Here is a 26,109-nt window from a genome sequence, read left to right as displayed (position 1 = left end):
CGCGTGGAAAGTAAAAAAAGCGATGTATAAACATCGCTTTTTTTATTCGAGCGTAACAATTGATCAATGTCCAGTTCCACCTAATGGCATCATAAATGTTGACCAGTAAGTAAATCCAGCAAAGAAAATCGTTAAGTATGCGCCGAAGACGTAAATGTACATACGCTCAGACAGTTTCAAGTAACTTAAAAGCAAGAAAAATCCAGTTTGACCAAAGAAAATCAAGGACGTCGTATACATGTCACCTAAGAAAAACATGACAGCAAAGATTCCCGTCCAGAATCCTAAAACTCTGTACATACGATCCAAAGATATCCCTCCTTTACCCTACAAGTCCATCACTATCATATTATAAAGTAAAGTGGAGTGAAAAGTAAACAAGGATTGATTATTGTGCAATAACAGCTTGATATGAACAAGAGTCACAGCCTGTGAACATGTTCTCTTTTTCGATCAGTTCGATCTCACCAAACAGTGATTCGAACATACCGCGCAAAAATTCATAATGCATATTGCACACTGTTTCTGTATGTTCCATTGCCACTTCCTTAAAAGGACAGTTGAAGATTTGGAAATAAATCTTAGTCTTTTCGCTGTTAGGTTCGAATTCAGGATAAAAACCAGCAAGAGTCGCAGCATTCTTGATTGAGTTCAGTTTATGCTCGAACGTCATTTCAGCTGACATATTTGAGTGTCGGGATACTTCTTGTTCAATCAGTTCTTCCCCGAAACGTTTTCCTGTCAAGTACAATGCTGTCTTTCCTGCTTCTCCAAGAGACATCATAGTTGTCATCGCGATTTTGGACAATAACTGATAATCGCGGAATGGGAAGTGAAGCTGGATCACTTCATCGGAAAGTCGGTACAGTCTGCTTGGACGACCACCTTTGCCAGTCTTTTTTGTTTCTGAAATCAGCATGTTGACATCTTCAAGTTTTGATAAATGCAGCCTTGCCACATTTGGATGGATATCAAAATTGTCGGCGATTTCCTGTACGGTTACGTCCTTATGTCTTTTTGTGATGTATTGATAAATATAATAACGCGTTGGGTCAGACAAAACACTTGTAATTTTTAATGTTTGCTCCACCTTAGTTCACCTCAGACCACTAATTTGCCTTCATTATAATACAGAGGAAAATAAGGTTTACACTGTTTACACTATATGTTTAGAAAATGTTCACAACTAAATGGCGAAATGATGACAAAATAGTATACAAATGTTATACAAAAGTTATACAATACGTATATAAGATAATTTTGTTCGCCAGGAGGTTAACTTAATGGAAGAGCTGACGTTTTATTCCTATCCAAGCTGTACTTCATGCCGTAAAACAAAAAAGTGGCTGATCTCAAACAGTGTGAAATTTAATGAACGTCATATGTTCAAGGACACTCCATCGAAAAAAGAATTACTGCAGATATTGGCACTGACGACTGAAGGCTTCGATGAACTGCTCGCCACAAGAGGAGAAACTTATAAAAAGCTGGATATGGATATGGAAGACCTGCCACTTTCAGAGGTAATTAAACTTGTCATTGAGGAACCGAAACTGCTTAGACGGCCGATCTTGACAGATGGCAAAAAGCTGATTGTTGGATTTAACCCAGATGCCTTGAAAAAAATAGCGAAATAATTAGAAAAGCGGAAGCGCCTTGGTCAGCCCTGACAAGCGCTGGAGGGCCGACCAGTGAAGTCGCTTTTTGACTTCATTGGGCGGACCGAAGCGACTCGAAGGGCTAGGCGCTGAAGCTGGACAAAAAGAAAAGCGAAAGCGCCTTGGTCAGCCCTGACAAGCGCTGGAGCTGGATTAAGAAATCAAATAAAGGGATCCACAACCAAGTTGATTTTTAATTTCCTAACAGAAAAAACGGAAGCAACCGCTTCCGTTTTTTCTGTTAGCTGGGCTAGCTGGATTCGAACCAACGCATGACGGAGTCAAAGTCCGTTGCCTTACCGCTTGGCTATAGCCCAATAATATGACTTGCTGACGTTACGCTAGTTATTATGAATTGAATTGTCACCTTTTATACATATTTAAGCCAGTTTTTTTGAAGGAAACAAAAGGATTGTGGCGAAATCTTTTTTTATAACCGAAAAAGGTGGTGCATCCTTATTGTTAAATCAATTGAACAGCTAGCGGATAATGTCCTGAAAGATGCTTTAAGAAGTGGAGCGTCGGACATTCATATTATCCCTCGCGAAAAAGACACACTGATTAAATTCAGGCTCGGCAACCAGCTGCTTCCCCGGTACACGTTAGAACAAGCTGATTGTGAACGGCTCATTTCCCACTTCAAATTCACAGCTTCAATGGATATTGGTGAAAAAAGACGGCCTCAAAGTGGTGCTTTTACTTATCAATATCAAGAAATGAAAATAGGCTTAAGGATCTCCACGCTTCCAGCATACCAGAACGAAAGCATGGTCATTCGTCTCCTTCCCGAACAAAACCATACTCCTTCAAACCAAATTTCATTATTCCCATCCACATCAAAAAAACTGATTTCCCTATTGAAACACGCCCATGGCTTGATCATTTTTACTGGTCCAACAGGGAGTGGTAAAACGACAACTTTGTATTCCATGCTTTCTGAAACCTCGGATTTGGTGAATCGTAATGTCATTACCCTAGAAGATCCAATTGAAAAACCGAGTGATACAGTGCTACAGGTCCAGGTCAATGAACGGGCTGGAATTTCATATTCTGCCGGATTGAAAGCAATCCTGCGGCATGATCCAGATATTATTATGGTTGGGGAAATACGGGATAAAGAGACAGCAGAAACGGCTATAAGAGCTTCGCTGACAGGACACTTGGTCCTGACGACAATGCATACGAGGGATGCCAGAGGAGCGATTTACAGGCTGATTGAATTCGGGATTAATTGGCTTGAGATTGAACAGACACTGATTGCAGTAACTGCACAGAGACTCGTTGAATTGACTTGCCCTTATTGCGAGGGGATTTGCTCGCCATTTTGCTTTTCATCAGGCAGCGGTAAAAGGGGAAATGTTTTCGAAATCCTTACGGGGAAGGATTTATCTGCGGTACTGAAGGAAGCAAGAGGGGAGCTCCAGAGCTATCATTATAAAACTCTCAAAGATGCCATCCGTAAAGGCATCGCCCTGGGGTTCATCAAGGAATCAGAATACCAGAGGTGGGTTCTAAATGATGGAGAGTAAGTGGCCTGTCGCTGAACAGGCCCGGTTCCTCAAAAGGAGTGGGGAACTGCTGTCGAGAGGTTATTCTTTGGCGGAAGCGATTGAATCGATGACTTTTTATTTGGAAAAGAAAAGGAAAGAAGATATCAGAAGAAGCCTGGATAAACTGCGTGAAGGGTTTCCGTTGTATCTGATTCTTGCAGAATTAAATTTTAAAAAGGACCTGGTCAGCTATGTTTACTTTGCCGAACAGCATGGCGGACTGGCCCGTACCTTAACAGAGGGCAGCGACATGGTCCTTAAACGGGAAGCCGACTACCAGAGATTAAAAAGGCTCGCATCCTATCCAATATTTCTAGTAATGCTTACATTGATTTTATTTTTTTTCGTTAACAAAATCTTACTGCCGAAATTCGATTCACTTTTCACAGACATGAATATTGCCCCCAATATCTTTATGGAAACCATCGCGGCGGCAGCCAATATCCTTCCTTTCACGCTCTATTTTCTTCTTGGTCTCACTACATTTCTTGCCTTATACTACATCATCAGCTTTAAGAACCTTCACCCTCTAAAACAAAAAATGAAGCTTGTGAAGCTGCCGTTTGCTGGCAAATTGATCAGACTTTTTTACTCACACTATTTCTCGGTTCAGTTAAGCTATTTGTTTTCAGGCGGCCTATCAGTGCTTGCTGCATTGATGGTGTTCGAGCAAAATCTCCATGAACCTTTTTCAAGGGAATTAGGAAAGGACTTGATTTCGAAGTTGGCTGCAGGACAGGATTTTGACAGAGCAGTGGGAGAGTATCCGTTTTTTGAAGCTGAACTGTCGAGGATCATCAGACATGGACAAAAGAATGGGAAGCTGGACCAGGAGCTTTATTTTTACAGCAGGCACTGCCTGAAAGAACTCGAAGAAAAAACCGAAAAAGCGCTGAAAACAGTGCAGCCCGTTTTGTACAGCTTCATTGGCCTGCTTGTCGTTTCACTGTATCTAGCCATCTTGTTGCCGATGTTCCAAATGATGAAAGGGATTTAATCATTTTCTTAATGCGATTAAATAAAGGAGAATACAGGATGAAAAATCAAAAGGGTTTTACTTTAATAGAAATGATGATTGTTTTGCTCGTTATCTCTGTTCTGCTTATCATTACAGTCCCAAATATATCTTCACATAGTTCTAATATAAATACGAAAGGATGCGAGGCTTATATGAAGATGGTCGAGGCCCAGGTACAGGCGTATAAAATTGATAAAAATAAGACTCCTACCTTCGCCGAGCTTCATGGAGGTGGGTACTTAAAAAGTGCAAATGAAGCTTGTCCAGACGGAACCCTGATTGAAATTACTACATCAGGGGCAGTGCAAAAGAAATCAACGACTGGAACCGGCGGATGAACCACTCTGACGGTTTTACAATGGTCGAAATGCTGATTGTGCTTTCTGCCTTCCTGATGCTTTCCCTCACATCCGCATTCCTGTTTTCACCCCAAAAGGACATCCTTGAAAAGGATCTTTTCTTTTCGCAATTAAAAGCCGACCTTCTATACAGCCAGCAATATGCGATTTCCCATCAAGAAACAATAACTGTCCATATCATGCCGGAAAATAATTATTACTATATCCGTGGAACGGATTATGCTGCTCCATATTTGGCTCAGAGACATTATTCACCTCTAATCAAGTTGAAAAAAGGGACGATGAATCTACTATTTCACTATATGCCGGATGGGAATATCGATAGCTTCGGGTCTTTATATGTCACTGCGGGTTCGAAGAAATTTAAATTGATGTTCCAAATTGGAAAGGGCAGGTTTTATGTTCTGGAGGAATGAAGGATTTTTTCTTAGTGAAATGCTGCTATCACTGGCTGCTTTTTTGATGGGGAGTGCAATATTGCTTCCGATTGCCATTCATGTCATCAACCAGACAGTGGAGTCTGAAAAAAAGGCAACAGCCATCAATTTGTTATATGACGAACTGATGTATATAAAAATTACTGGAACCAATTCTGGAAGAAAGCTCATTGAACAGAATGGCGGCCAGTATGAAGTCGTGGTCACAAAGATTGAGGAAGATTCTTCATGGGAGGTTTGTATTCATTATGATATCGCTCAGAGGCAATATCAAAAATGTTCTACAGCAGAGTGAACGAGGCTTCACCATGGTTGAGATGCTATTATCTGTTCTGCTCTTTTTGCTGATCGCCTCGATGCTTCCGTTAGGTATGAAAATTATCCTTGATCAGCGTGTTGCTGATACTGTAGTAAAGAAAATGGAGTGGGAGGTCTTCAGCAGTCAGGTGAAAAAGGAAATACGAACAGCACAGCAATTGACTGTCCAAACTGATAAGCTTCTGATGAAGGTCGATGGACAATTCATTCTTTATGAAAAATATGGAACCAGTATGAGGAGGAGAGTGAATTCCCAGGGGCATGAAATCTTGGTGCAAAATCTATCAAGCTTCAGCTTTGGCAAAATAGCTGATGGTGTAGAGATAAAGGCTAAAGATATACAAGGAAAGGATTACTCTGTTAGGATTCACCAATTTTATCAAACCGGGGGTGTGGAACCATAAATCAAAAAGGTTTTATTTATCCGCTAACGATGATCTTTTTGCTCCTGATTTCGTTTTATTTGCTGATACTGACAGAGAATTACCTGGCAGGGAAAAGATTCGCGAAAGAAACAGAGACGATACGGCTGCAAGAATACTATTTGCTTAGTTCGTCCAAACAGGCTGAGGCCATACTACGGGATGGATTTTTGCCAGCTTCAGGAATTATGAACTATGAGTTAGGAGATGTTACATTTCAAAAACAAGCTCCATCAGGAAGTGTGGAGGAAGTGACCTTTAATCTTAAGCTTGAAAGTGGGGAGAAAGCTCTTGGCATTGGCCAATATGACAAGGTTACTGGTGCGATGGTAAGATGGAGGGAAAAGAACTGATGGGTGATTAAGAGATATGGAAGCTATATATTTAATTGGGTTCATGGGGTCTGGCAAGACTACCGTATCACAGGAATTGTCCGAAAAGCTGGAATTGGCTATATTCGACACCGACCGGGAGATTGTCAAGTTGGCCGGCAAGTCAATAAATCAAATTTTCGCATTAGATGGTGAAGAGAAATTCCGTGTTCTGGAGTCTGAAGTTTTACATTCTATGCCTTTAACGGATGCTGTTGTCTCCACTGGAGGAGGAATTATTGGCTCGGAAAAGAACAGGTTGTTCTTAAAAGAAAGAATGAATGTAGTTTTCTTGAATGCAGATTTCAGCACCATTATGGAGAGGCTAAAAGATGATGATACCAGGCCGTTATTAAGTCAAGACAATCTGGAAGCTGCTGAAAAACTGTACAACCTTAGGCTGCCATTATACCGAGAGACTGCAACTATTGAGGTCGATGCATCCGGTAAATCAGTTTCTTTAATTGCCAATGAAATCATCCAGCGTATGAAAAAGTAAGTCATGGTTATACTTGATAAGGTATGAAGGATGGTGTAACCATGAAAACAAATGATTATGTTAAATACCTTACCCAGACTGTTGTAAAATATATTGACCAACCGAAGGAAGAGCGCAGGAAGATGAAGCAGGCCAAAAAAGAAGCAGAAGCTACCTTTCTGTTCAGGTGGTTTGGTATCCTGCCGTTCATGTTGATGTCGAGCATAAAAAAGAAAAAGAACAAATAATTGGAAAGCCCGGCTAAAGCGATAGCCGGGTTGTTTTTTTTAGCAGGATTACTCATAATGCATTTTCAGTTAAATAAAATAATCCGCCGTTGACGATTTCGATATTGACCTTCGGTTCATATTGCTCCTGTAATGCAGCTTTTTCAGTTTTAAAGCTATCAGACTCTTCTTCCTCGTCTTCATAAAAGTGATGGAGCAATTCCAGGTCCTTCTGCCAGCGTTTTCTTGCCTCTTCCGCCCAGGTATGATCCTCTTGCTCTACCCTTGTTGTTAAAAAAGACTGGATCCTGTTTACACCACTTTTTGGCTTGATTAATGGAGAAAGTGTATAGGCATAATCCGGAATTTTTGAATTCAGCGGCAGCTTCAATATTTTGGCATGAAAGTCTTCTACCATCATCCCGTTGATCAGCTGGAGGCCGATCGAATGGAAAACATCCCGCTTCCTGTCACATTGATACGATATTTTCATATTCAAACCTATCCAGGGTATAAGCGGTGTCTGGGTAGGGAATTGGTTATTTTGGTACAATCGTATATATCCGGCAAGATTTTTTGTCGATGCAAAGATTTGATGAAGTCGAGGTGACCCAAAGTGGATGACCTCACCCTTGATATCGTCTGGTGCCTTCTGTTTATTGGTAATGAAGGTCAGCTTCATTGGATTGGGAACGCCGCCGGTTTTCTCTAGGTAATGCCAGTAAAAAGGGCGGTTCATCAATTCCTTGTCGAGATCAACAGTTAATTGGACTGTCATATACCCCATGTTCTTCTCCATTAACTCACAGTTATTCGCTGTAAAATATTTTTCGAGAAAATTATGGATTTCCTGTTGCTGCACGCTGATTACCCTCCTTCATTTCCTCTGCGAACTGGATCATTGATGTCAGATTCTCCATCTTGATCCGAATCTCACCTTCAGAATTTGATTTACCGAAAATATCGGTCAAATGATCTTCGATATTGCCAAATTCCAATTTCGTGAGAATATCATCAAGTTCACCGATGACTTTTTCAAACAGGTTGATTTTTTCATATAGAAGTTTCAGGACATGTTCTTCAACCGTATCTTTTGTCGCAAAATTATATATTTTTACATCTTTCTCCTGCCCAAGGCGATGAATCCTCCCAATTCTTTGTTCTAGTCTCATCGGATTCCAGGGAAGGTCAAAGTTGATGATGTGGCTGCAGAATTGCAGGTTAATTCCCTCGCCTCCAGCCTCCGTTGCGATTAAGACCTGGACATTCTTCTGGAATAGCTCCCTCATCCAATCTTTTTTGCCTCGCTTGAATCCTCCTCGAAAGGGAACAGAAGTGATGCCATGCTGCTTCAAAAACCATTGAAGGTATAGTTGAGTTGCCCTGTATTCTGTAAAAATGATCACTTTGTCATCAATCTGCTTTATTAATTCAAGTGCTTTTTCAGCTTTAGAATTCTTCGTTACGGCCTCTACTCGTTTGATCAGCTGGGCGATGGTATTCTGGAATCCGACAGAGGGATTTTCCTGCCTTTGAAGCATGTTCCTGAGTGTATAGAATACAGCTTCCCGGCTGCTGCAGGCTTCCCGTTGAAGTGTCATTAACGAGAATTGGCTGGAGCTGAGACCGGCTTCTGATCCTCTTAAGGATTGAACAGAATCGTACAGTGCACGTTCTTCTTCTGAGAAGTGGATAGGAATGGTCTCTACATGGCGTTTAGTCCATTCGATTCCCGTATCAGATCGCCGATTGCGGATCATCACTTTATTGACCAGTTCCCTAAGGTGTTCATCATCATTAACAGACCTGGCATCCTTCTTATACTTGTCATAGAATACCGATTCACTGCCCAGATGTCCTGGTTTTAAGAGTGAAACGAGATTGAAAATTTCTTCAATCCGATTTTGTATCGGTGTAGCTGTCAGCAGCAGACAAAATCTCTTCTTGAGATTTTGGACAAATTCATAGTTTTTTGTTTTGTTATTTTTTAGCTTGTGAGCTTCATCGATAATGATAAGGTCATAATTTAAGTTATTGATGATATCCTTGTGAGGCGCCCGTTTCGCCGTGTCGATTGAAGATACGACAACATCACACTGCTCCCATACGTAACTTTTCTTCTGGGCAATGGCGGGGATATGAAATTTTGTATTCAGCTCCATGGCCCACTGTGAGACAAGGGATGCAGGAACAAGGATCAACACTTTTTTGACCAGGCCTCTGATCATGTATTCTTTTAAAATCAATCCAGCCTCGATTGTTTTCCCAAGGCCAACTTCATCAGCTAGTATTGCTTTTCCGTTCATATTCTCAACGACCTGCTTCGCTACCTCCAGCTGATGCGGCAGAGGAGTGAGTTCAGGGAGATGCGCCGGTGCCTGAAGTCCCTCGAATTCCGGTATGATGGTATGTTTTTCTATCTCTACGGCAAGCTTGTAAAGCTCCCAATTGCCCCATGGGCCGTCATTCTCAATTCTTTCAGCCATCTCGTCCTGCCAGGAAGAATCAAAGTTAATTTGCACGGTCATTTTATCCACCTCTTTTAAAGTATAAATATATTGCCGAAAATGGCTCTCTAATGGTAGGATGAAGTTAGCTTTTGAATGTTTTGAAATTTGTCATTTATAGTCTTAAATAGTCAGTTTGCAGACATGTGTAATAACGTCTAGCATGCCCAATTGTGAAAATAATATAAATGCGGATGACAACAAGGGGAGAGACTACTTACGTAGCGCCGAAGGAGCAAGCAAACTTTGTGAATCTCTCAGGCAAAAGAACTCTTGTTTGACGCATCTCTGGAGAGCGCTTTATTAGTGGGAGCCACCAAAGGGGAAAGCCTTAACAGGTAAACTTTCAGGTGAAAGGACAGAGACCTTCTCAGATTCAGAGGGGGTACTCTGTCCTTTTTTATGGCTTCATTGGCAGAGGGACCAAATCCGGTCTGACTGTTCTAAGACTTGAGTGCAAACTGATTTTTTAGCTATAGGACGAAGGGGGATACATAATGACTGAATTAAAACGAACACCGCTATTTGAAGTGTACAAGGAATACGGTGGGAAGACGGTTGATTTTGGAGGCTGGGAGCTTCCGGTCCAATTTTCAAGCATCAAGGAAGAGCATGAAGCAGTTAGGACAAAAGCTGGTCTATTCGATGTTTCCCATATGGGAGAAATTGAGGTGAAAGGCCCCGATAGTCTGAACTATCTACAAAAGATGATGACGAATGATGTTTCAAAACTGAAGAACGGCGGAGCCCAATATACAGCAATGTGTTACGAAACCGGCGGCACTGTCGATGATTTGTTAATTTATAAACTCGAGGATGAGCATTATCTTCTTGTTGTGAATGCTTCCAATATCGAAAAAGATTTCGATTGGCTGCAGGATCATCTTGAAGGCAATGTGAAAATCGAGAACATGTCTGAAGGCATGGCACAGCTAGCGCTACAGGGACCACTTGCTGAGGTAGTCCTTCAAAAGCTTGTGAAAGATCATGAACTAAGCTCGATCGGATTCTTCAAGTTCAGTGAGGAAGTTGACCTGAACGGCAAGAAAGCGCTTGTATCACGCACAGGATACACAGGCGAGGATGGATTCGAAATTTACTGCGATTCAAAGGATGCTGTAAGCCTATGGAATGAAATCCTTGAAGCAGGCAAAGAAGAAGGAGTCATTCCATGCGGACTTGGTGCCAGGGATACACTCCGCTTTGAAGCGAACCTGGCTTTGTACGGACAAGAACTTTCATCTGAGATCAGTCCGCTTGAAGCTGGAATAGGCTTTGCTGTAAAGCTAAATAAGGAAGCTGATTTCATAGGAAAAGAAGCACTTAAACAGCAAAAAGAAAATGGTCTTCCTAGAAAGCTTGTCGGTATTGAAATGCTCGACAGGGGAATCCCGCGCCATGGTTATCCCGTTTTCAAAGGTGATACTCAGATTGGCGAAGTGACGACTGGCACGCAATCCCCTACGCTCAAGAAAAATATTGGGCTTGCATTGTTAGATGCAAAAGAAACTGAGTTAGGTAATGAAGTGGAAGTTGAAATTCGCGGAAAACGATTAAAAGCTGCTGTTTCAGCTACACCTTTTTATAAAAGAGATAAAAAGTAAAAGCCGGAGAGGGGAAAAAGTTATGAAGCATCGCTATTTACCGCTGACTGAAAGTGATAAAAACGCAATGTTGGAAAGCATCGGCGTTTCATCGATCGATGAATTGTTCAGCGATATTCCTGAAAAGGTCCGTTTTGCCGGAGAATATAACATCAAACCAGCCAAGTCTGAAACAGCTCTTATGAAAGAACTGACAAAGCTGGCTGCTAAAAATGCCGATTTGAAAATGAATACTTCCTTTATCGGTGCTGGTGTCTATGACCATTACATTCCAGTAATTGTTGACCATGTTCTTTCACGTTCAGAGTTTTACACTGCATATACACCTTATCAGCCAGAGATTTCACAGGGTGAACTTCAAGCAATCTTTGAATTCCAGACGATGATCAGTGAATTGACTGGCATGGAAGTAGCGAATTCATCCATGTATGACGGAGGAACGGCTCTTGCTGAAGCAGCAATGCTTAGTGCAGGGCATACAAGACGTAAGAAGGTCTTGATTTCAAGTGCTGTCCATCCTGAATACAAGGACGTAGTCAAATCATATGCAAAGGGCCAGTACATCGATGTTGTGGAAGTACCTCACAAGGATGGCGTTACTGACCTTGAAGCTCTGAAGGATATGGCAAGTGAAGAAGTAGCTGCTGTCATCGTTCAGTATCCAAACTTCTTCGGCGGCATTGAATCAATGAAGGAAATCGAAGCGATCGCACATGAAAATAAATCACTGTTCGTTGTATCAAGCAACCCGCTTGCACTTGGAGCATTGACTCCTCCAGGGAAGTTCGGTGCTGATATCGTAACTGGAGACGCCCAGCCTTTCGGTATCCCGACAGCATTCGGCGGCCCACACTGTGGATACTTCGCTGTTTCTGGAAAACTAATGAGAAAGGTTCCTGGCAGACTAGTAGGCCAGACAAAGGATGACCAGGGACGCCGAGGATTCGTATTGACGCTTCAGGCGAGAGAACAGCATATCCGCCGTGACAAAGCGACATCCAACATTTGTTCGAACCAGGCATTGAATGCACTTGCTGCCTCAGTAGCGATGACCGCTCTTGGCAAAAAAGGCGTTCGTGAAATGGCTGTGGCTAATATCCAAAAAGCTCATTATGCGAAGAAAACTTTCAAAGAGAATGGCTTCGAAATCGCATTTGAAGGACCTACTTTCAATGAGTTCGTCGTCAAGCTGAATAAGCCGGTAAAAGAAGTGAACCAAAAGCTTCTTGAAAAAGGCATTATCGGTGGGTACGACCTTGGCCGCGATTACTCAGGGCTTGAGAATCATATGCTTGTTGCGGTAACTGAACTAAGAACAAAAGAAGAAATTGATACGTTTGTAAAAGAAATGGGGGATATCAATGCATAAGGAAGATCAGCCACTCATTTTTGAATTAAGCACTCCAGGCCGTGTCGGCTACAGCCTTCCGGAAATGGATGTTCCAGAAGCAGATTTATCAGAGCTTTTGCCTGAAGGTTTCCTTCGTGAAGAGGAACCAGAACTTCCTGAGGCTTCCGAGCTTGATATCATGCGCCATTATACTGCACTATCCAAGCGCAACCACGGTGTAGATTCCGGATTCTATCCGCTTGGATCATGTACGATGAAATACAATCCGAAAATGAATGAAAATGTCGCGCGCTTCAACGGCTTTGCTCATTTGCATCCATTACAGGATGAAAGCTCTGTCCAGGGTGCTCTTGAATTGATGTATGACCTTCAGGAACACTTGATTGAAATCACTGGCATGGACGAGGTGACTCTTCAGCCAGCAGCAGGTGCACACGGCGAGTGGACGGGCTTGATGATGATCCGTGCTTATCATGAAGCAAATGGTGACGACAAGCGTACGAAGGTAATCGTTCCTGACTCTGCTCACGGAACAAACCCAGCATCCGCAACAGTAGCTGGTTTTGAAACAATCACTGTAAAATCAGATGAAAACGGTCTGGTTGATTTAGAAGACCTGAAGAAAGTTGTCGGTGAAGATACTGCGGCATTGATGCTGACTAACCCGAACACGCTTGGTCTATTCGAAGAAAATATCCTCGAAATGGCAGAAATCGTCCACAGCGCAGGCGGAAAGCTATACTATGATGGAGCAAACCTGAACGCTGTTATGTCCAAGGCACGCCCTGGCGACATGGGCTTCGATGTCGTTCACTTGAACCTTCATAAGACATTCACAGGACCACATGGTGGCGGTGGACCAGGTTCAGGCCCAGTCGGTGTAAAAGCAGACTTGATTCCTTACTTGCCTAAACCGATCGTAACTAAGCAGGATGGCGTTTATAAGTTCGATTACGACCGCCCGCAGTCTATCGGAAGGGTTAAGCCTTTCTACGGAAACTTTGGCATCAATGTCCGAGCTTATACGTATATCCGCACAATGGGTCCAGATGGCCTGAAAGCAGTTACGGAATATGCTGTGCTGAATGCGAACTATATGATGAGAAGACTTGCAGAGTATTATGATCTACCATTCAACAGGCATTGCAAGCACGAATTCGTCCTCAGCGGCAAACGCCAGAAGAAGCTTGGCGTCCGTACTTTGGATATCGCAAAACGCCTGCTTGACTTCGGCTACCATCCGCCTACTATCTACTTCCCATTGAATGTAGAAGAAGCGATCATGATTGAGCCGACAGAAACAGAGTCCAAGGAAACTCTTGATGCTTTCATCGACGCGATGATCCAGATCGCCAAAGAAGCAGAAGAGAATCCGGAAATCGTCCAGGAAGCTCCACACTCCACAGTGGTCGGCCGTCTGGATGAAACAACAGCTGCAAGGAAGCCGGTATTGCGTTTCCAGAAAGCTGAATAGATTAGTGAGAGTCCTGCCAATTTGCTATTGGTAGGACTTTATTTTGTATTAATGCTGTTGTAGTTGCGTATCCAGGGAGACTTCAGACAGGTTTGAAGGCAAACAGTGAAAAGCTGTCCGAACTTGGTATAACTTCGGACAGGTTTGAAGGGAATCAGAGAAAAGCTGTCCGAACCTGGTGCAACTTCAGACAGGTTTGAAGGGAATCAGAGAAAAGTTGTCCGAACCTGGTGCAACTTCAGACAGGTTTGAAGGGAATCAGAGAAAAGCTGTCCGAACTTGGTGCAACTTCGGACAGGTTTGAAGGGAATCAGAGAAAAGCTGTCCGAACCTGGTGCAACTTCAGACAGGTTTGAAGGGAATCAGAGAAAAGCTGTCCGAACTTGGTGTAACTTCGGACAGGTTTGGAGGAAATCAGTTAGAAGCTGTCCGAACCTGAAGGTGTTTTAGACATTTTAAAAGAAGAAGCTAAACCGAAAAGAGTGTTATGATTAAAAAACCTAAACCCCCCAGCAATCTAGCTGAGGGGTAATTTTATGGTATTATTGCTTATTTAGCTTTGACTTTGCCGCCCCATTTTTTGAAGCCGCCTTGTAAATGGTTCAAGTCCTTATAGCCTTTTTTGTAAAGCAGCTGTGCAGCACGACCGCTGCGGGATCCGCTTTGGCAGTAAAGGTAGACTGGCTTGTCCGGTCTGATTTCCTTCAGGCGTGTCTTAAGCTGGGTAAGCGGGATGTTTCTGGCACCCAAAATGTGTCCACCAGCGAATTCATTCGGTTCACGGACATCAATTAACTGCGCTTTACGATAACCTGCAATAAATTCTTCCTCTGTCAGGGTCTTGAGGATTTTCTTCTGGCGGAAATACATAAACACAGAGTAAAGGATAACCGCAACTGTTAGGACGATTAAAAAGATAAGTGTATCCAAAACATATTTCTCCTTTCAAGCTTAGCTGAGCACTTTTAATTATATAAGCCTTCAAGGCAGAGAGCAAAGGAAATTAATAAATTTCTTTAAATCAACTTGCTTTGCTTTTGAAATTTATTTTGTTAGACTAAAAAAATCTTAGCTTTAAACTATTTTAAATGGGGTAAAAAATGTATGAATAAAGAGGTATGGGGATTTATTGACTCAGGAAACTGTTCACCTTCTTTTAACATGGCACTGGATGAGGCCTTGCTTGATTGGCATGGTGCAGGAAAAATTCCTCCAGTGGTTCGTTTTTATGGTTGGAACCCGGCAACTCTTTCAGTGGGTTATTTCCAAAGGATTGAAAGAGAAATTGATATGGAGGCTGTGAAGCAGCACGGTCTTGGTTTTGTAAGAAGACCTACTGGCGGCAGAGGCGTTCTGCATGAACATGAACTTACATACAGCGTAATCGTAACTGAAGAACATCCAGAAATGCCAAAAACAGTAACAGAAGCATACCGGGTGATATCCGAAGGTATTTTACAAGGGTTCCAGAAGTTAGGACTGGAAGCTTACTTTGCTGTGCCGAAAACTTCTTCGGAGAAAGAAGCATTAAAAAATCCGCGGTCGGCAGTTTGTTTTGATGCTCCAAGCTGGTATGAGCTTGTCGTTGAGGGACGAAAAGTGGCAGGCAGCGCCCAGACCCGGCAAAAAGGGGTTATCTTACAGCATGGTTCTATTTTGCTTGATTTAGATGAGGATAAGCTTTTCAGTTTATTCAAGTATCCGAATGACCGTGTTAAGGAGAGAATGCAGAAGGCCTTTAAAACAAAAGCTGTTGCCATTAATGAGATCAGCAACCGCAACATTAATCTTGAAGAAGCGAAGAAAGCTTTCAAGGAAGGTTTTGAAGATGGCCTGGGAATTATTTTGGAGCCATACACTTTAAGTGACGATGAATTGGAGTATGTAAATACACTGGCCAAAAATAAGTACGAATCTAATGAGTGGAATTTTAAAAGATAAAAAATATTTTAAAAGCGGATTTTCCGCTTTTTTTGTTTTTATCCAGTATTTTCTAGGCTCTGAGGATTTATGGAAAAGTGCAACCCTCGAAATTTGTTGTTTTTTATCATTTACTGGAGATATTCTATCTTTCTCTCTTTATATCTCTATTTTTTAATAGTTTTCATGTTTGACAAAAACACTATCCTTTGACCTTAATACCATATGTAGTGTTGTCGAAAATAAAATATATACTATATATTGATTTTTGGTGTTTTGATATGATAACGTAAGGGTAATTCAAAAATGCAGCTAGAATTACATACTTCTAGTAATACATTAGAGAAAAGATTTAAAACTTAGAAGGAGTTGTAGAAATGTCTGTAACTATTGGACAAAAAATGAGCCTGGATGTTGAAAGCCTGAACAAGGATATTAAGTTGTTTCCGCAGGTTCACCCGATTACCCCTGACATGAAACTTACCCACAAAGGCGTCTCCCGACTAGTCATGCTGGACCGCTATACTTTTAAAGATACTGAAAAAATCACTCTATCAAATGGGGATTTCGTCGTCCTCACCATCAAAGAGGACCCAAAGTTTCCGGCACGCGGACTTGGATTCATTCAAGATATTGATTGGGAAAATAAGAAAGCTAAAGTGCTTGTAGACGAAGAATTCCGCGGTGTGCTGGATGACCCTGAAGAAGCAGCAACCGGCGTGATCACAAAGTCACTGGACGTCATCGAAAAGCCGCTGGAAGTATTCTATGAGCAAATCGCCAAACGTAATGCCACAGGGCTGGCAGCTGTGGAAAAAACAGAAGAGAAGCGCCAGGAATGGTTCGAGAAATTCTATCAAGAGCTTGTATCAATGAACTTCATCCCGGCAGGCCGTGTTCTTTACGGAGCAGGCGCTGAAACAGATGTTACCTACTTCAACTGTTATGTCATGCCATTCGTAAAAGATTCACGCGAAGGCATCTCCGAGCACCGAAAACAGGTCATGGAAATCATGAGCCGAGGCGGCGGAGTAGGAACGAATGGTTCGACGCTAAGACCGCGCAACACTCTTGCCAAAGGAGTTAACGGAAAATCATCCGGTTCAGTCTCATGGCTTGATGACATCGCCAAGCTGACACATTTAGTTGAGCAGGGCGGGTCAAGACGTGGGGCACAGATGATCATGCTTTCTGACTGGCATCCTGACATTGTGGAATTCATTATTTCTAAAATGCAAAATCCAAGGATCCTACGCTTCCTGATTGAAAACACAAACGATGAATCAATCAAGAGAATGGCGAAAGAGAAATTAAAATTCACACCGCTGACTTTGCAGGAAGAAGCAATGTATCAGGGAATCGTGAACTATAAGAGCATTCCTGGATACGGTGGATTCAGCGCTGATATTATCAAAGCGGCTGAAGAAAAGCTTGCAACAGGCGGAACATATACCGTCCATAACTCAGAATTCCTTACAGGTGCGAATATTTCGGTCACCCTGACAAAGGATTTCATGGATGCAGTTGAAAATGATGCTGATTATGAACTTCGCTTCCCTGATGTGGAAAGCTATGATGCTGAGACAATGAAGATTTATAACGAAGAATGGCATAAGTTCGGTGACGTTCGCGAGTGGGAAAAGCTCGGATATAAAGTGCGTACCTATAGAAAAATCAAAGCAAAAGAACTTTGGAACCTGATCAATATCTGTGCGACATACTCAGCAGAACCAGGAATTTTCTTTATCGATAATGCCAATGACATGACAAATGCACAGGCATATGGACAGAAAGTTGTAGCGACAAATCCGTGTGGTAGAGTAGCTTAGTTTGCCTCACGTTAAAAATTGCGGAATGAAGCGGGAACCCTGAGATGGGAATCCGAACCGAAGGCCTTGGGTAAAAACAAGGTCAGGGGCAACGCATAGATGGTGAACCTGCGTGAGCAGAATATAATCCATCCACGAGGCCGCAACAATGCCACAAAGCATTGAAAAGATATGCTGAACTAACGGGAAACGAACCGTTAGAACTAAGGGATAAAAAGCCTTTAGGATAACAAAATGGAACAGCCTCTCGCACCAAACTCTGTCTGCAACCTCGCTGCTGTGAATCTTGCAGAAATGGCGGACAAGGATACAAAGACGGTTAACTTTGAAAAATTGAAGCGTACTGTAGAAGTCGGTGTTCGTATGCAGGACAATGTCATCGATGCGACTCCTTACTTCCTTGAAGATAATAAGAGACAAGCATTGGGTGAACGCCGTGTCGGTCTTGGGGTCATGGGACTTCATGACCTTCTGATTTACTGTGAAACAGAATACGGTTCTGAAGAAGGAAACCAGCTTGTCGATCAGGTATTTGAAACAATTGCGACTTCTGCCTACAGAGCTTCTGTTGAACTTGGGAAGGAAAAAGGCAGCTTCCCATTCCTTCAAGGCGATACAGAAGAAGAAACAAACAGGCTTCGCCAGGCATTCACAAATACAGGCTTTATGAAGAAAATGCCTGAAGATATTTGTGAGTCGATCCTTGAAAACGGAATTCGCAACTCACACTTGCTGACTGTTGCTCCGACGGGATCAACTGGAACAATGGTTGGCGTTTCAACAGGCCTTGAGCCTTACTTCAGCTTCTCTTACTTCCGTAGCGGCCGCCTTGGCAAGTTCATCGAAGTGAAGGCTGATATCGTTCAGGAATATCTTGACCGCAATCCTGAAGCTGATCCTGAGAACCTGCCGAACTGGTTCGTCTCAGCAATGGAATTGGCTCCTGAAGCACATGCTGATGTTCAATGTGTCATCCAGCGCTGGATTGACAGCTCGATCAGCAAGACGGTCAACGCACCGAAAGGCTATAGCGTAGAACAGGTTGAAAAGGTATATGAGCGCCTCTACAAAGGCGGCGCGAAGGGTGGTACGGTTTATGTTGACGGCTCCCGCGATTCACAGGTACTGACGCTTAAAGCGGAAGAAAACACGATGGAAGAGGAGATCGATAAGAAAGAAAGACAAAAGCAGCATGTTGTCCTTGTCGATACAATCAATGAATTGCGTTCTACCAACGTAACGATTGGCTCCGAAGTCGGCAATACATGCCCTGTCTGCCGCAAAGGTGAAGTAAAAGAAATCGGCGGCTGCAACACATGCACAAACTGTAACGCACAGCTAAAATGTGGTTTATAATATGACCTAAAGAGGATGGAAAAATTTTTTCCATCCTCTTTTTTCATTTCTGTCCATACTAACAATACAGACTAATGGAATGAAATGAGGAAATGAAAATGAAAGCTTTTGTACCACAGCTTGTATATATTGAGCCAAGGGCTCTGGATTACCCGCTTGGCCGGGAGTTGAAGGAAAAGTTCGAGAAAATGGGTCTTGAAATCAGGGAGACTACTTCACACAATCAGGTCCGAGGCATCCCGGGTGATAATGAATTGCAGCAATACCGGAATGCAAAATCGACTCTCGTTGTAGGTGTAAGGAAAACATTAAAATTCGATACCTCCAAGCCGTCTGCCGAATATGCCATCCCGCTTGCTACCGGTTGCATGGGCCACTGCCATTATTGTTATTTGCAGACCACTCTTGGCAGCAAGCCATATATTCGTACCTATGTGAATCTCGATGACATTTTTGACCAGGCACTAAAATATATGGAGGAAAGAAAACCGGAAATCACCAGATTCGAAGCTGCCTGTACATCGGACATTGTCGGGATTGACCATTTAACACATGCTTTGAAGAAAACAATTGAATTCATAGGCCAGACGGAGTATGGAGAATTGCGGTTTGTAACGAAGTACCACCATGTCGATCATTTGCTGGATGCGAAGCATAATGGCAAAACAAGGTTCCGTTTCAGCGTCAATGCCCGTTATGTGATCAAGCACTTTGAACCAGGAACTTCTTCCTTTGATGAAAGGCTGGAGGCTGCCAGAAAGGTCGCGCAAGCAGGCTACCCTCTTGGCTTCATCGTTGCGCCAATTTATATCCATGAAGGTTGGAGGGAGGGCTATCACGAATTATTCGAGAGACTCAGCCATTCCCTCGAGGGAATCGACCTTACCGGCTTAAGCTTTGAACTCATCCAGCACCGCTTCACTAAGCCTGCAAAAAATGTGATCCAGAAACGGTATCCTAAATCCAAACTTGAAATGGACGAAGAAAAGAGAAAATATAAATGGGGACGATACGGAATTGGTAAGTACGTCTATCAGACGGATGAAGCGAAGGATCTTGAAGAAACGATTCGCGGTTATATTCATTCGTTTTTTCCTGAAGCAGAAATTCAATATTTCACATAAAGCTGAAATTTTTTAACTTGTACGCCGTACTATTTTACAATCCGAGCGCTTAAAGATGTAAAGATGGGATTACATCGACGGGAGTGGCTCATATGTATATTGACGGCGTTTTTTCCGGCGGAGGAATTAAAGGATTAGCATTGGTGGGTGCCTGTGCCGCAATCGAAGAACGGGGATTCCGTTTTAAAAGGGTTGCCGGAACTAGTGCGGGTTCATTGATAGCTGGCTTGATCGCCGCTGGCTACACTAGCACAGAGATGGCCAACCTTTTGGATGAACTCGACCTGAAGAAATTTCTCGATTCGAGAAAAACGGTCTTCCCATCAGCGTTGACCAAGTGGCTTTTTGTATACTGGCGGCTGGGTCTTTATAAAGGTGACGAATTGGAGTGCTGGATAGCTGAAGTATTGGCTGCCAGAGGGCTGCGCACTTTTGGTGACCTCGCTCCGGATGCATTGAGGATTATCGCATCAGATCTTACCAATGGAAGGCTGCTCATTCTGCCGGATGATCTTCCGAAGTATGGTGTTGATCCAAGGAATTTTCCTGTAGCAAGAGCAATCCGGATGAGCTGCAGTCTCCCATTCTTTTTCGAGCCCGTGAAACTGCGTGATCGGGTCGGATCCAATATTGTGGTGGATGGGGGAGTGTTAAGCAATTTTCCGATGTGGTTATTTGATAAGGATAATGTGAAAAAAGTCCGGCCAGTACTGGGTGTCAAGCTCAGCCAAAATTTAATACAGCAGCCGACAAACAATATCAAGAATGCCCTGCAGATGTTCGAAGCTTTGTTTGAAACAATGAAGGATGCTCATGATTCCCGATATATTTCGAGAAAACATGAAAAAAATATCATTTTCATTCCGATGGAAGGGAACTTGACTACTGAATTCCAGCTTTCCGATGAGAAGAAACTGGAATTAATTGCTCTGGGAAAAACGAATGCTGAAAAGTTTTTTAAATCCTGGTGCTATTAACTAAAGCCCGTCCGTAAAAACTTTCACTTCAAGTGCGAAAGCAATAAAGGCTAGAAAAAGAACAGCCTTAATAAAACACAAAAAATCGAGCTTAGAACGAAGCCCGATTTTTTTTTCTGCTCTTTTTACCGTCTATGACCGTTAAATGTGACGCATCCTTCTTTTTGTTGCGCGCGGATGCGAGCGACTTTATTTTTGATCGTTTAGAGGAAGTATTAGCGTCTTTTGTCTGAAACCGCTTTTTGGAACGCTTCGCAGCCTTTTGGAATGCACGTTGCTGCTGTCTTCCCGAACTCGAACTTGTCAGGCGGGTTACAAGGAAATAAATTAACGCACCAACCAGGGCGATTGTTGCAAGCATTATAAGGATACTTAATGGATCGGTAAATAACTTAAAGGCGAAACCAAAGATTGCAAGAACGATCAGTCCTGAAACAATATACGTAGAAGTACGATTCTTCAATGAAAGCCACCTCCCTACTAGCATCATGAGCAATTTTTCCAGCTTTTAAACTTGCCAACGATTACTTTATACAAATTCTCTGATTTTATACTCTTCTCCTGCTACTTTTTCCTTTTTAAAAGCGCTTTAAACGAGAGATTCACATTTCATATTAATGCAGCCACTTGTTCAGTTACTCTTATTTTACTAAAAATTAGCACAAACCTCTATATAGAGGACAGCCTATGCAACAATTTTTCCAGATGTGCAATTGATTGGTCTGTCCGGGACATACTAAGTATGGAGGTGCAACTAATGGCAGAAAATCATGAAAACCTTGAACAGAATCAAAGGGAAAAACCAATGTCTTTTATCGCGATGTGCATCATTACCGGGTTGTTTGGAGGGGTTTTTTGGAGTGCGCTTGCTTATTTAGCCTATGTCTTTCACTTTACTGAGATTCGTCCGAATGTCATTCTCGAGCCATGGGCTCTGGGTGAATGGAAGGAGCAATGGCTCGGTACGGTTATATCTATTTTAGTTATTGGTCTTTTTTCAACTGGCGCGGCTCTTTTGTATTATGCAGCAATGAGAAAGCTTAAGTCCATATGGGCAGGTGCAGCATTTGGGTTGGCGCTGTTTTTCCTTGTTTTCTATGTGCTCAATCCGCTGTTTCCTGGTATTAAACCGTTCTGGGACTTGTCAAAGAACACGTTGATCACATCGATTTGCTTTTATGTTCTTTACGGTGTTTTTGTTGGTTATTCAATATCATATGAAGAAAATGAAAATCGCAACAGTGAAAATAATCAGCAAGAAGTTACCTCCTGAGCGTCTCGTGGTAGTTTTAACGAAATCAATTGTGATAGAATGTTCTTATTGAACATTCTTTTTTTACGGGAGCCTGTCATGAAAAAAATACTTATGCTCAATGGCCCAAACTTGAACCGTCTGGGAAAAAGAGAACCAGGAATTTACGGTGTCAGTAGTTTGGAGGATTTGGAAAAACGGATGGTCCACCTTGGAATGGAAAGCCAGATTGAGGTTACATGCTTCCAATCGAATCATGAAGGAGACCTGATTGACAAACTCCATGATGCAGAAGACACTGGTATGGATGGCATTATTTTTAACCCAGGAGCCTTCACGCATTATAGCTACGCCATCAGGGATGCGATTGCAGGGATTAATTGTCCCGTTATCGAAGTACATATTTCCAATGTTTATCAAAGAGAAGAATTCAGGCACAATTCGGTGATTGCTCCAGTATCAAAGGGACAAATTGCAGGTCTAGGCTTTCTTGGCTATGAATTGGCGCTTGAAGCATTCAAAAGAGAAGCAAAAGGGGAGGAATAGGTTATGGAAAAAATTCAAAAATTGCGTGAGAGCTTTCAAAGGCTCGGAATCGATGGAATGCTGGTCACAAGTGATTTCAACCGCAGATATATGACTGGATTCACTGGTTCTGCCGGCATGGTGCTGATCAGTGCAGATAAGGCATTATTCATTACGGACTTCAGGTACACCGAGCAGGCTGCAAAACAATGCGAAGGTTACGAGGTGGTCCTGCATAAAGGACTGATTCAGGATGAAGTGGCGGCACAAGCCAAAAACCTGGGAATCAAAAAGCTCGGCTTCGAAGAAAACCATGTTACATATTCTGCTTATAAAACTTTCGATAAGGGTGTGGAAGCTGAATTAGTGCCCGTATCAGGGGAAATCGAAAAGTTACGCTTGATTAAGACTGATTCAGAGATTAAGATATTAAAGGAAGCAGCAGCCATCGCAGATGCTGCGTTTACACATATACTTGAGTTTATTCGTCCGGGCAGGACTGAGCTGGAAGTATCAAATGAACTGGAATTCTTCATGAGAAAGCAGGGAGCAACATCCTCTTCATTCGATATCATTGTAGCTTCGGGCTACCGGTCAGCACTTCCGCACGGAGTAGCGAGTGACAAGGTGATTGAAGCAGGGGACTTTGTAACCCTGGATTATGGTGCATATTATAATGGGTATGTATCTGATATTACCCGTACATTAGCCGTAGGCAGCCCTTCAGACAAGCTAAAGGAAATCTATGATATTGTACTTGAAGCACAGCTTCGCGGAATGGCAGGCATCAAGCCGGGCATGACAGGCAAGGAAGCTGATGCCCTTACACGCAACTTTATCACGGAAAAAGGATACGGAGAGTATTTTGGCCACTCTACAGGCCATGGAATCGGACTAGAAGTACATGAAGGACCTGGTCTTTCTTTCAGATCTGATACCGTCCTTGAAACTGGTATGGTTGTGACTGTTGAGCCAGGAATCTATATTGCTGGACTTGGCGGTGTAAGGATAGAGGATGATACTGTTATTACGAAAGACCATAATGAGTCACTGACACATTCTACTAAGGAACTCATCATATTATAGGACACATTAGGAGGACAAATAATGATTTCAGTTAACGATTTTCGTACAGGTTTAACAATCGAAGTGGACAATGGCATTTGGCGTGTACTTGATTTCCAACACGTAAAGCCAGGTAAAGGAGCTGCGTTTGTGCGCTCAAAGCTTCGCAACCTTCGTACAGGAGCAATCCAGGAAAAAACTTTCCGCGCTGGTGAGAAAGTAGCGAAAGCACAAATCGAGAACCGCAAAATGCAATACCTGTATGCTAGCGGTGACCAGCACGTATTCATGGATAATGAGTCTTATGAGCAAATTGAATTGCCAGGCACTTATATTGAATATGAGTTAAAATTCCTTAAGGAAAACATGGAAGTATATATCATGCAATTCGGCCACGAAACTCTTGGTGTCGAGCTTCCAAACACTGTTGAACTTGAAGTAACAGAAACAGAACCTGGTATCAAAGGGGACACTTCTTCCGGCGGTACTAAGTCTGCTACATTGGAAACTGGCCTTACAGTACAGGTTCCTTTCTTCATCAACCAGGGTGACAAACTTGTCATCAACACAACAGATGCATCATATGTATCTCGTGCTTAATTCATAAGTAAAAGACCTGCTGAAAAGCAGGTCTTTTTATATTGAAAGTCTCTGTTATTGTCCATCGTTGATTTCATGTAGGTATAAGAAATCATAAGCGGAGAATTTCCGGCTATTTTACATAGAGGGGGCTTATCGAGCAGAAATAAGCGGAGATATTCCGGTTAACTGCTATAAATAAGACGAAATCCAACGATTTGGAGTAAATAGACGGAAAAACTACCCTTATTTTTAAGCAAACAAGGGTCATTTTCAATTTAAGCGGAATTTTTCCGTTTATTTTTCAAATACTGTGAAGGCAGCTATCAGTTATAACAGAGCTATGTGAAAAAAAGCATCTCGAATAACGAGATGCTAAATATATTGCAGCGCTTGTCAGAGATGGCAAATGCCATCGATTACCTATTTCTCTATTTCATTCGTCCACTCATTCATTCCGCCGGTCATATTGTAAATATTCTTGAAGCCATTTTCCACGAGGATTTCGCTTGCCTGAGTAGAGCGGTTTCCGCTTCTGCAGACGACTAAATATTTTTGGTCTTTATCCAGCTCGGAAAGCATGCTCTCAATGACCTGCAATGGTACTAATTTCGCTCCTGGAATATGTCCTGCTGCGAATTCATCAGGGGTACGTACATCCAAAACTTGTACTTCTCCACTATCTATCAATGCTTTTGCTTCATCGACTGAAACATCCGTATAGGAACCGCCGCCAGAACAGCCGGTAATCAACAATATTAACATAAATGCAGCGAATAATTTCTTCATGATGATCTCTCCTTGTTAAATACATATAGAGGTATTTTAACTTAAAAATATTCTAGTGGATATAGACAAATTGTGTCAGCTGAGGTTGCATGTTCAGCTTATACCTTTATACCACAAAAAAGCCAGGCAATAGGCCTGACTTTTGTAGGTTTATTAACTAATATAGGTTCCTGTTACAGTCGCTTTGATTTCCAGTTGCCCTGGTTCAATTGGTGTCCCGCTTCCGCTGCTTGTGTCTAATGAAGCAACCAGGAAGGGGCCAGGTGCACCTTTCTGGGTTTCTTCCGTAATCGTGAGGGCGGAAATGGGGGTTTGGATTCCTAAAGTGCGAGCTACAGTTTGTGCTTTGTTGTATGAATCAACCACTGCCATTGAAAGTGCACGATTGTACAATTCCTGAGGCTCTGCAACTGAAAATTGTATGTTCATGATCTCGTTTGCACCATTTTCAACAGCAGTGTCGATGATCAAGCCTGCCTGTGCAAGATTCCTGATCGTGATACTGTAGAGATGTGTGACACGGTATCCCTGAAAAAACTGCTTGCCGTCCTCATAGGTGTAGATCGGGTCGATCCGGAAATCTGCCGTTTTAATATCATCCTTTGCAACCCCAAGGTTCTGTAAGGCTGCTAACATTCGATTAGATTTTTCGGCATTTTCAGCCTGTGCGGTTTGCAGGTTTTGATTTTCCGTCCGAACGCCAACCGTTGCTGTCGCCCTGTTTGGTGCAGCGAACACAGAACCTTCCCCGCTGACAGTGATTTTCTTTCCATTTCCGATATTGTTGCTACGGTAGCCTGTATACATTCCACTATCCATTCATCATCCCTCCACACTATTTTTTCTATTACCTATTTCTATGTTGTTATTGAAAAACAAATAACGGTCATAGAAAAAAGCATGGAATGGACTAAAAGGA

28 protein-coding genes, 1 tRNA gene, 2 pseudogenes and 1 riboswitch are annotated in these 26,109 nt (G+C 42.5%); of the genes and pseudogenes, 22 read left to right on the top strand and 9 right to left on the bottom strand.

Annotated features, from left to right (window positions below):
- Positions 1–63: 63 nt before the first annotated feature.
- Together CD004_RS15430 and CD004_RS15425 are read right to left on the bottom strand one after the other, a co-directional pair.
- Positions 64–309: a DUF2626 domain-containing protein gene (locus tag CD004_RS15430; RefSeq protein ID WP_023627332.1), complete on the bottom strand. Its 246-nt coding sequence runs from the start codon at positions 307–309 to the stop codon at positions 64–66.
- Between the two features lie 79 nt (positions 310–388).
- Positions 389–1,090, bottom strand: coding sequence for a helix-turn-helix transcriptional regulator (locus tag CD004_RS15425; RefSeq protein ID WP_102263575.1), 702 nt, complete (start codon positions 1,088–1,090; stop codon positions 389–391).
- 193 nt (positions 1,091–1,283) lie between these two features.
- Here CD004_RS15425 and CD004_RS15420 point away from each other — a divergent pair, with 193 nt between their 5' ends.
- Entirely contained in the window at positions 1,284–1,637 is a 354-nt protein-coding gene (locus CD004_RS15420; RefSeq protein ID WP_102263574.1) for a Spx/MgsR family RNA polymerase-binding regulatory protein, read from the top strand.
- A gap of 266 nt (positions 1,638–1,903) precedes the next feature.
- Here CD004_RS15420 and CD004_RS15415 read toward each other — a convergent pair.
- Positions 1,904–1,975 (bottom strand) — tRNA-Gln (locus CD004_RS15415).
- 135 nt (positions 1,976–2,110) lie between these two features.
- Here CD004_RS15415 and comGA point away from each other — a divergent pair.
- From comGA to CD004_RS15375, 9 genes are read left to right on the top strand one after another with little or no spacing between them, the layout of a single operon-like run.
- Positions 2,111–3,187, top strand: a complete 1,077-nt coding sequence (gene comGA, locus CD004_RS15410; RefSeq protein ID WP_102263573.1) for a competence type IV pilus ATPase ComGA — start codon at positions 2,111–2,113, stop codon at positions 3,185–3,187.
- Positions 3,174–4,205 carry a competence type IV pilus assembly protein ComGB gene (gene comGB / locus CD004_RS15405; protein ID WP_102263572.1) on the top strand — a complete coding sequence of 344 codons (1,032 nt, stop codon included), beginning with the start codon at positions 3,174–3,176 and terminating at the stop codon, positions 4,203–4,205. The genes comGA and comGB overlap by 14 nt, the downstream gene beginning before the upstream one ends.
- Positions 4,206–4,243: 38 nt before the next feature.
- The gene (gene comGC, locus CD004_RS15400) at positions 4,244–4,564 is read left to right on the top strand and encodes a competence type IV pilus major pilin ComGC (protein WP_102263571.1); all 321 of its coding nucleotides are present in this window, start codon (positions 4,244–4,246) and stop codon (positions 4,562–4,564) included.
- A complete protein-coding gene (comGD, locus tag CD004_RS15395; protein ID WP_102263570.1) occupies positions 4,561–5,001 on the top strand; it encodes a competence type IV pilus minor pilin ComGD in 441 nt (146 codons plus the stop codon). Before comGC ends, comGD begins: the two co-directional genes overlap by 4 nt.
- Entirely contained in the window at positions 4,985–5,317 is a 333-nt protein-coding gene (locus tag CD004_RS23865) for a hypothetical protein (RefSeq protein ID WP_158651570.1), read from the top strand. Before comGD ends, CD004_RS23865 begins: the two co-directional genes overlap by 17 nt.
- Positions 5,202–5,744, top strand: a complete 543-nt coding sequence (comGF, locus tag CD004_RS15390; RefSeq protein ID WP_324782960.1) for a competence type IV pilus minor pilin ComGF — start codon at positions 5,202–5,204, stop codon at positions 5,742–5,744. The genes CD004_RS23865 and comGF overlap by 116 nt, the downstream gene beginning before the upstream one ends.
- Positions 5,745–5,782: 38 nt before the next feature.
- Entirely contained in the window at positions 5,783–6,115 is a 333-nt protein-coding gene (gene comGG, locus CD004_RS15385) for a competence type IV pilus minor pilin ComGG (RefSeq protein WP_158651568.1), read from the top strand.
- A 16-nt stretch (positions 6,116–6,131) separates the two neighbouring features.
- Positions 6,132–6,632 (top strand): shikimate kinase, encoded by a 501-nt coding sequence (locus tag CD004_RS15380; RefSeq protein ID WP_102263567.1) that lies wholly within the window; start codon positions 6,132–6,134, stop codon positions 6,630–6,632.
- Between the two features lie 41 nt (positions 6,633–6,673).
- Positions 6,674–6,859 carry a YqzE family protein gene (locus tag CD004_RS15375; RefSeq protein ID WP_023627343.1) on the top strand — a complete coding sequence of 62 codons (186 nt, stop codon included), beginning with the start codon at positions 6,674–6,676 and terminating at the stop codon, positions 6,857–6,859.
- 52 nt (positions 6,860–6,911) lie between these two features.
- On the opposite strand, the gene CD004_RS15370 is transcribed toward CD004_RS15375, so the two are convergent.
- Together CD004_RS15370 and CD004_RS15365 are read right to left on the bottom strand one after the other, a co-directional pair.
- Positions 6,912–7,700, bottom strand: a complete 789-nt coding sequence (locus CD004_RS15370; RefSeq protein ID WP_102263566.1) for a YqhG family protein — start codon at positions 7,698–7,700, stop codon at positions 6,912–6,914.
- Entirely contained in the window at positions 7,678–9,366 is a 1,689-nt protein-coding gene (locus tag CD004_RS15365) for a DEAD/DEAH box helicase (protein WP_102263565.1), read from the bottom strand. The genes CD004_RS15370 and CD004_RS15365 overlap by 23 nt, the downstream gene beginning before the upstream one ends.
- Before the next feature lie 173 nt (positions 9,367–9,539).
- Positions 9,540–9,628, top strand: a riboswitch (glycine riboswitch).
- 214 nt (positions 9,629–9,842) lie between these two features.
- On the opposite strand from CD004_RS15365, the gene gcvT reads away from it, so the two are divergent.
- Genes gcvT through gcvPB form a run of 3 tightly spaced genes read left to right on the top strand, consistent with a single transcriptional unit; the run spans position 9,843 to position 13,774 of the window.
- On the top strand, positions 9,843–10,949 hold the full coding sequence (gene gcvT, locus CD004_RS15360) for a glycine cleavage system aminomethyltransferase GcvT (RefSeq protein WP_102263564.1): 1,107 nt from the start codon (positions 9,843–9,845) through the stop codon (positions 10,947–10,949).
- 22 nt (positions 10,950–10,971) lie between these two features.
- Positions 10,972–12,318: an aminomethyl-transferring glycine dehydrogenase subunit GcvPA gene (gcvPA, locus tag CD004_RS15355; protein ID WP_102263563.1), complete on the top strand. Its 1,347-nt coding sequence runs from the start codon at positions 10,972–10,974 to the stop codon at positions 12,316–12,318.
- A complete protein-coding gene (gcvPB, locus tag CD004_RS15350; protein ID WP_102263562.1) occupies positions 12,311–13,774 on the top strand; it encodes an aminomethyl-transferring glycine dehydrogenase subunit GcvPB in 1,464 nt (487 codons plus the stop codon). The genes gcvPA and gcvPB overlap by 8 nt, the downstream gene beginning before the upstream one ends.
- 549 nt (positions 13,775–14,323) lie before the next feature.
- Here the strand turns inward: gcvPB and CD004_RS15345 are convergent.
- On the bottom strand, positions 14,324–14,644 hold the full coding sequence (locus tag CD004_RS15345; RefSeq protein WP_180321303.1) for a rhodanese-like domain-containing protein: 321 nt from the start codon (positions 14,642–14,644) through the stop codon (positions 14,324–14,326).
- A 234-nt stretch (positions 14,645–14,878) separates the two neighbouring features.
- Between CD004_RS15345 and CD004_RS15340 the strand changes: the two genes are divergently transcribed.
- The 5 genes and pseudogenes from CD004_RS15340 to CD004_RS15320 all read left to right on the top strand — a co-directional run bounded on the left by CD004_RS15340 (position 14,879) and on the right by CD004_RS15320 (position 20,980).
- Positions 14,879–15,715, top strand: coding sequence for a lipoate--protein ligase family protein (locus CD004_RS15340; protein ID WP_102263561.1), 837 nt, complete (start codon positions 14,879–14,881; stop codon positions 15,713–15,715).
- A gap of 356 nt (positions 15,716–16,071) precedes the next feature.
- Positions 16,072–17,511, top strand: a pseudogene (locus CD004_RS15335) (vitamin B12-dependent ribonucleotide reductase); the annotation flags it as partial.
- Between the two features lie 249 nt (positions 17,512–17,760).
- Positions 17,761–18,879, top strand: a pseudogene (locus CD004_RS15330) (vitamin B12-dependent ribonucleotide reductase); the annotation flags it as partial.
- Positions 18,880–18,977: 98 nt separating this feature from the next.
- Positions 18,978–20,003, top strand: coding sequence for a spore photoproduct lyase (gene splB / locus CD004_RS15325; protein ID WP_102263558.1), 1,026 nt, complete (start codon positions 18,978–18,980; stop codon positions 20,001–20,003).
- A 92-nt stretch (positions 20,004–20,095) separates the two neighbouring features.
- A complete protein-coding gene (locus CD004_RS15320; RefSeq protein WP_102263557.1) occupies positions 20,096–20,980 on the top strand; it encodes a patatin-like phospholipase family protein in 885 nt (294 codons plus the stop codon).
- A gap of 91 nt (positions 20,981–21,071) precedes the next feature.
- Here CD004_RS15320 and CD004_RS15315 read toward each other — a convergent pair whose 3' ends face one another.
- The gene (locus CD004_RS15315; protein ID WP_102263556.1) at positions 21,072–21,443 is read right to left on the bottom strand and encodes an SA1362 family protein; all 372 of its coding nucleotides are present in this window, start codon (positions 21,441–21,443) and stop codon (positions 21,072–21,074) included.
- 294 nt (positions 21,444–21,737) lie between these two features.
- Here CD004_RS15315 and CD004_RS15310 point away from each other — a divergent pair, with 294 nt between their 5' ends.
- The 4 genes from CD004_RS15310 (at position 21,738) to efp (ending at position 24,422) form a co-directional block, all read left to right on the top strand.
- Complete coding sequence (locus CD004_RS15310; protein ID WP_102263555.1) at positions 21,738–22,253, top strand: YqhR family membrane protein; 516 nt, start codon at positions 21,738–21,740, stop codon at positions 22,251–22,253.
- 78 nt (positions 22,254–22,331) lie between these two features.
- Positions 22,332–22,778, top strand: a complete 447-nt coding sequence (gene aroQ, locus CD004_RS15305) for a type II 3-dehydroquinate dehydratase (RefSeq protein WP_102263554.1) — start codon at positions 22,332–22,334, stop codon at positions 22,776–22,778.
- A 3-nt stretch (positions 22,779–22,781) separates the two neighbouring features.
- Positions 22,782–23,843, top strand: coding sequence for a M24 family metallopeptidase (locus tag CD004_RS15300; RefSeq protein WP_102263553.1), 1,062 nt, complete (start codon positions 22,782–22,784; stop codon positions 23,841–23,843).
- A 21-nt stretch (positions 23,844–23,864) separates the two neighbouring features.
- Positions 23,865–24,422 carry an elongation factor P gene (efp, locus tag CD004_RS15295; protein ID WP_102263552.1) on the top strand — a complete coding sequence of 186 codons (558 nt, stop codon included), beginning with the start codon at positions 23,865–23,867 and terminating at the stop codon, positions 24,420–24,422.
- Between the two features lie 402 nt (positions 24,423–24,824).
- Here efp and CD004_RS15290 read toward each other — a convergent pair whose 3' ends face one another.
- Together CD004_RS15290 and CD004_RS15285 are read right to left on the bottom strand one after the other, a co-directional pair.
- The gene (locus tag CD004_RS15290; protein ID WP_102263551.1) at positions 24,825–25,190 is read right to left on the bottom strand and encodes a rhodanese-like domain-containing protein; all 366 of its coding nucleotides are present in this window, start codon (positions 25,188–25,190) and stop codon (positions 24,825–24,827) included.
- Between the two features lie 153 nt (positions 25,191–25,343).
- Positions 25,344–26,009 carry an SIMPL domain-containing protein gene (locus CD004_RS15285; RefSeq protein ID WP_102263550.1) on the bottom strand — a complete coding sequence of 222 codons (666 nt, stop codon included), beginning with the start codon at positions 26,007–26,009 and terminating at the stop codon, positions 25,344–25,346.
- Between the last annotated feature and the right edge of the window lie 100 nt (positions 26,010–26,109).

It is taken from the genome of Mesobacillus jeotgali (assembly GCF_002874535.1).
GTDB classification, from domain to species: Bacteria; Bacillota; Bacilli; order Bacillales; family Cytobacillaceae; genus Mesobacillus; species Mesobacillus jeotgali.
This window is presented reverse-complemented; position numbering and strand designations above follow the sequence as displayed.

Bases quoted from the DNA above. Each gene is read 5' to 3' on its own strand.
- CD004_RS15300 (WP_102263553.1), top strand. From the start codon at position 22,782: ATGGAAAAAATTCAAAAATTGCGTGAGAGCTTTCAAAGGCTCGGAATC.
- splB (WP_102263558.1), top strand. From the start codon at position 18,978: ATGAAAGCTTTTGTACCACAGCTTGTATATATTGAGCCAAGGGCTCTG.
- CD004_RS15290 (WP_102263551.1), bottom strand. From the start codon at position 25,190: ATGAAGAAATTATTCGCTGCATTTATGTTAATATTGTTGATTACCGGC.
- CD004_RS23865 (WP_158651570.1), top strand. From the start codon at position 4,985: ATGTTCTGGAGGAATGAAGGATTTTTTCTTAGTGAAATGCTGCTATCA.
- CD004_RS15285 (WP_102263550.1), bottom strand. From the start codon at position 26,009: ATGGATAGTGGAATGTATACAGGCTACCGTAGCAACAATATCGGAAAT.
- comGD (WP_102263570.1), top strand. From the start codon at position 4,561: ATGAACCACTCTGACGGTTTTACAATGGTCGAAATGCTGATTGTGCTT.
- CD004_RS15310 (WP_102263555.1), top strand. From the start codon at position 21,738: ATGGCAGAAAATCATGAAAACCTTGAACAGAATCAAAGGGAAAAACCA.
- gcvPA (WP_102263563.1), top strand. From the start codon at position 10,972: ATGAAGCATCGCTATTTACCGCTGACTGAAAGTGATAAAAACGCAATG.
- gcvT (WP_102263564.1), top strand. From the start codon at position 9,843: ATGACTGAATTAAAACGAACACCGCTATTTGAAGTGTACAAGGAATAC.
- CD004_RS15420 (WP_102263574.1), top strand. From the start codon at position 1,284: ATGGAAGAGCTGACGTTTTATTCCTATCCAAGCTGTACTTCATGCCGT.
- aroQ (WP_102263554.1), top strand. From the start codon at position 22,332: ATGAAAAAAATACTTATGCTCAATGGCCCAAACTTGAACCGTCTGGGA.
- CD004_RS15365 (WP_102263565.1), bottom strand. From the start codon at position 9,366: ATGACCGTGCAAATTAACTTTGATTCTTCCTGGCAGGACGAGATGGCT.
- comGF (WP_324782960.1), top strand. From the start codon at position 5,202: ATGGCGGCCAGTATGAAGTCGTGGTCACAAAGATTGAGGAAGATTCTT.
- CD004_RS15340 (WP_102263561.1), top strand. From the start codon at position 14,879: ATGAATAAAGAGGTATGGGGATTTATTGACTCAGGAAACTGTTCACCT.
- CD004_RS15375 (WP_023627343.1), top strand. From the start codon at position 6,674: ATGAAAACAAATGATTATGTTAAATACCTTACCCAGACTGTTGTAAAA.
- comGC (WP_102263571.1), top strand. From the start codon at position 4,244: ATGAAAAATCAAAAGGGTTTTACTTTAATAGAAATGATGATTGTTTTG.
- efp (WP_102263552.1), top strand. From the start codon at position 23,865: ATGATTTCAGTTAACGATTTTCGTACAGGTTTAACAATCGAAGTGGAC.
- CD004_RS15380 (WP_102263567.1), top strand. From the start codon at position 6,132: ATGGAAGCTATATATTTAATTGGGTTCATGGGGTCTGGCAAGACTACC.
- CD004_RS15320 (WP_102263557.1), top strand. From the start codon at position 20,096: ATGTATATTGACGGCGTTTTTTCCGGCGGAGGAATTAAAGGATTAGCA.
- gcvPB (WP_102263562.1), top strand. From the start codon at position 12,311: ATGCATAAGGAAGATCAGCCACTCATTTTTGAATTAAGCACTCCAGGC.
- comGB (WP_102263572.1), top strand. From the start codon at position 3,174: ATGATGGAGAGTAAGTGGCCTGTCGCTGAACAGGCCCGGTTCCTCAAA.
- CD004_RS15345 (WP_180321303.1), bottom strand. From the start codon at position 14,644: ATGTATTTCCGCCAGAAGAAAATCCTCAAGACCCTGACAGAGGAAGAA.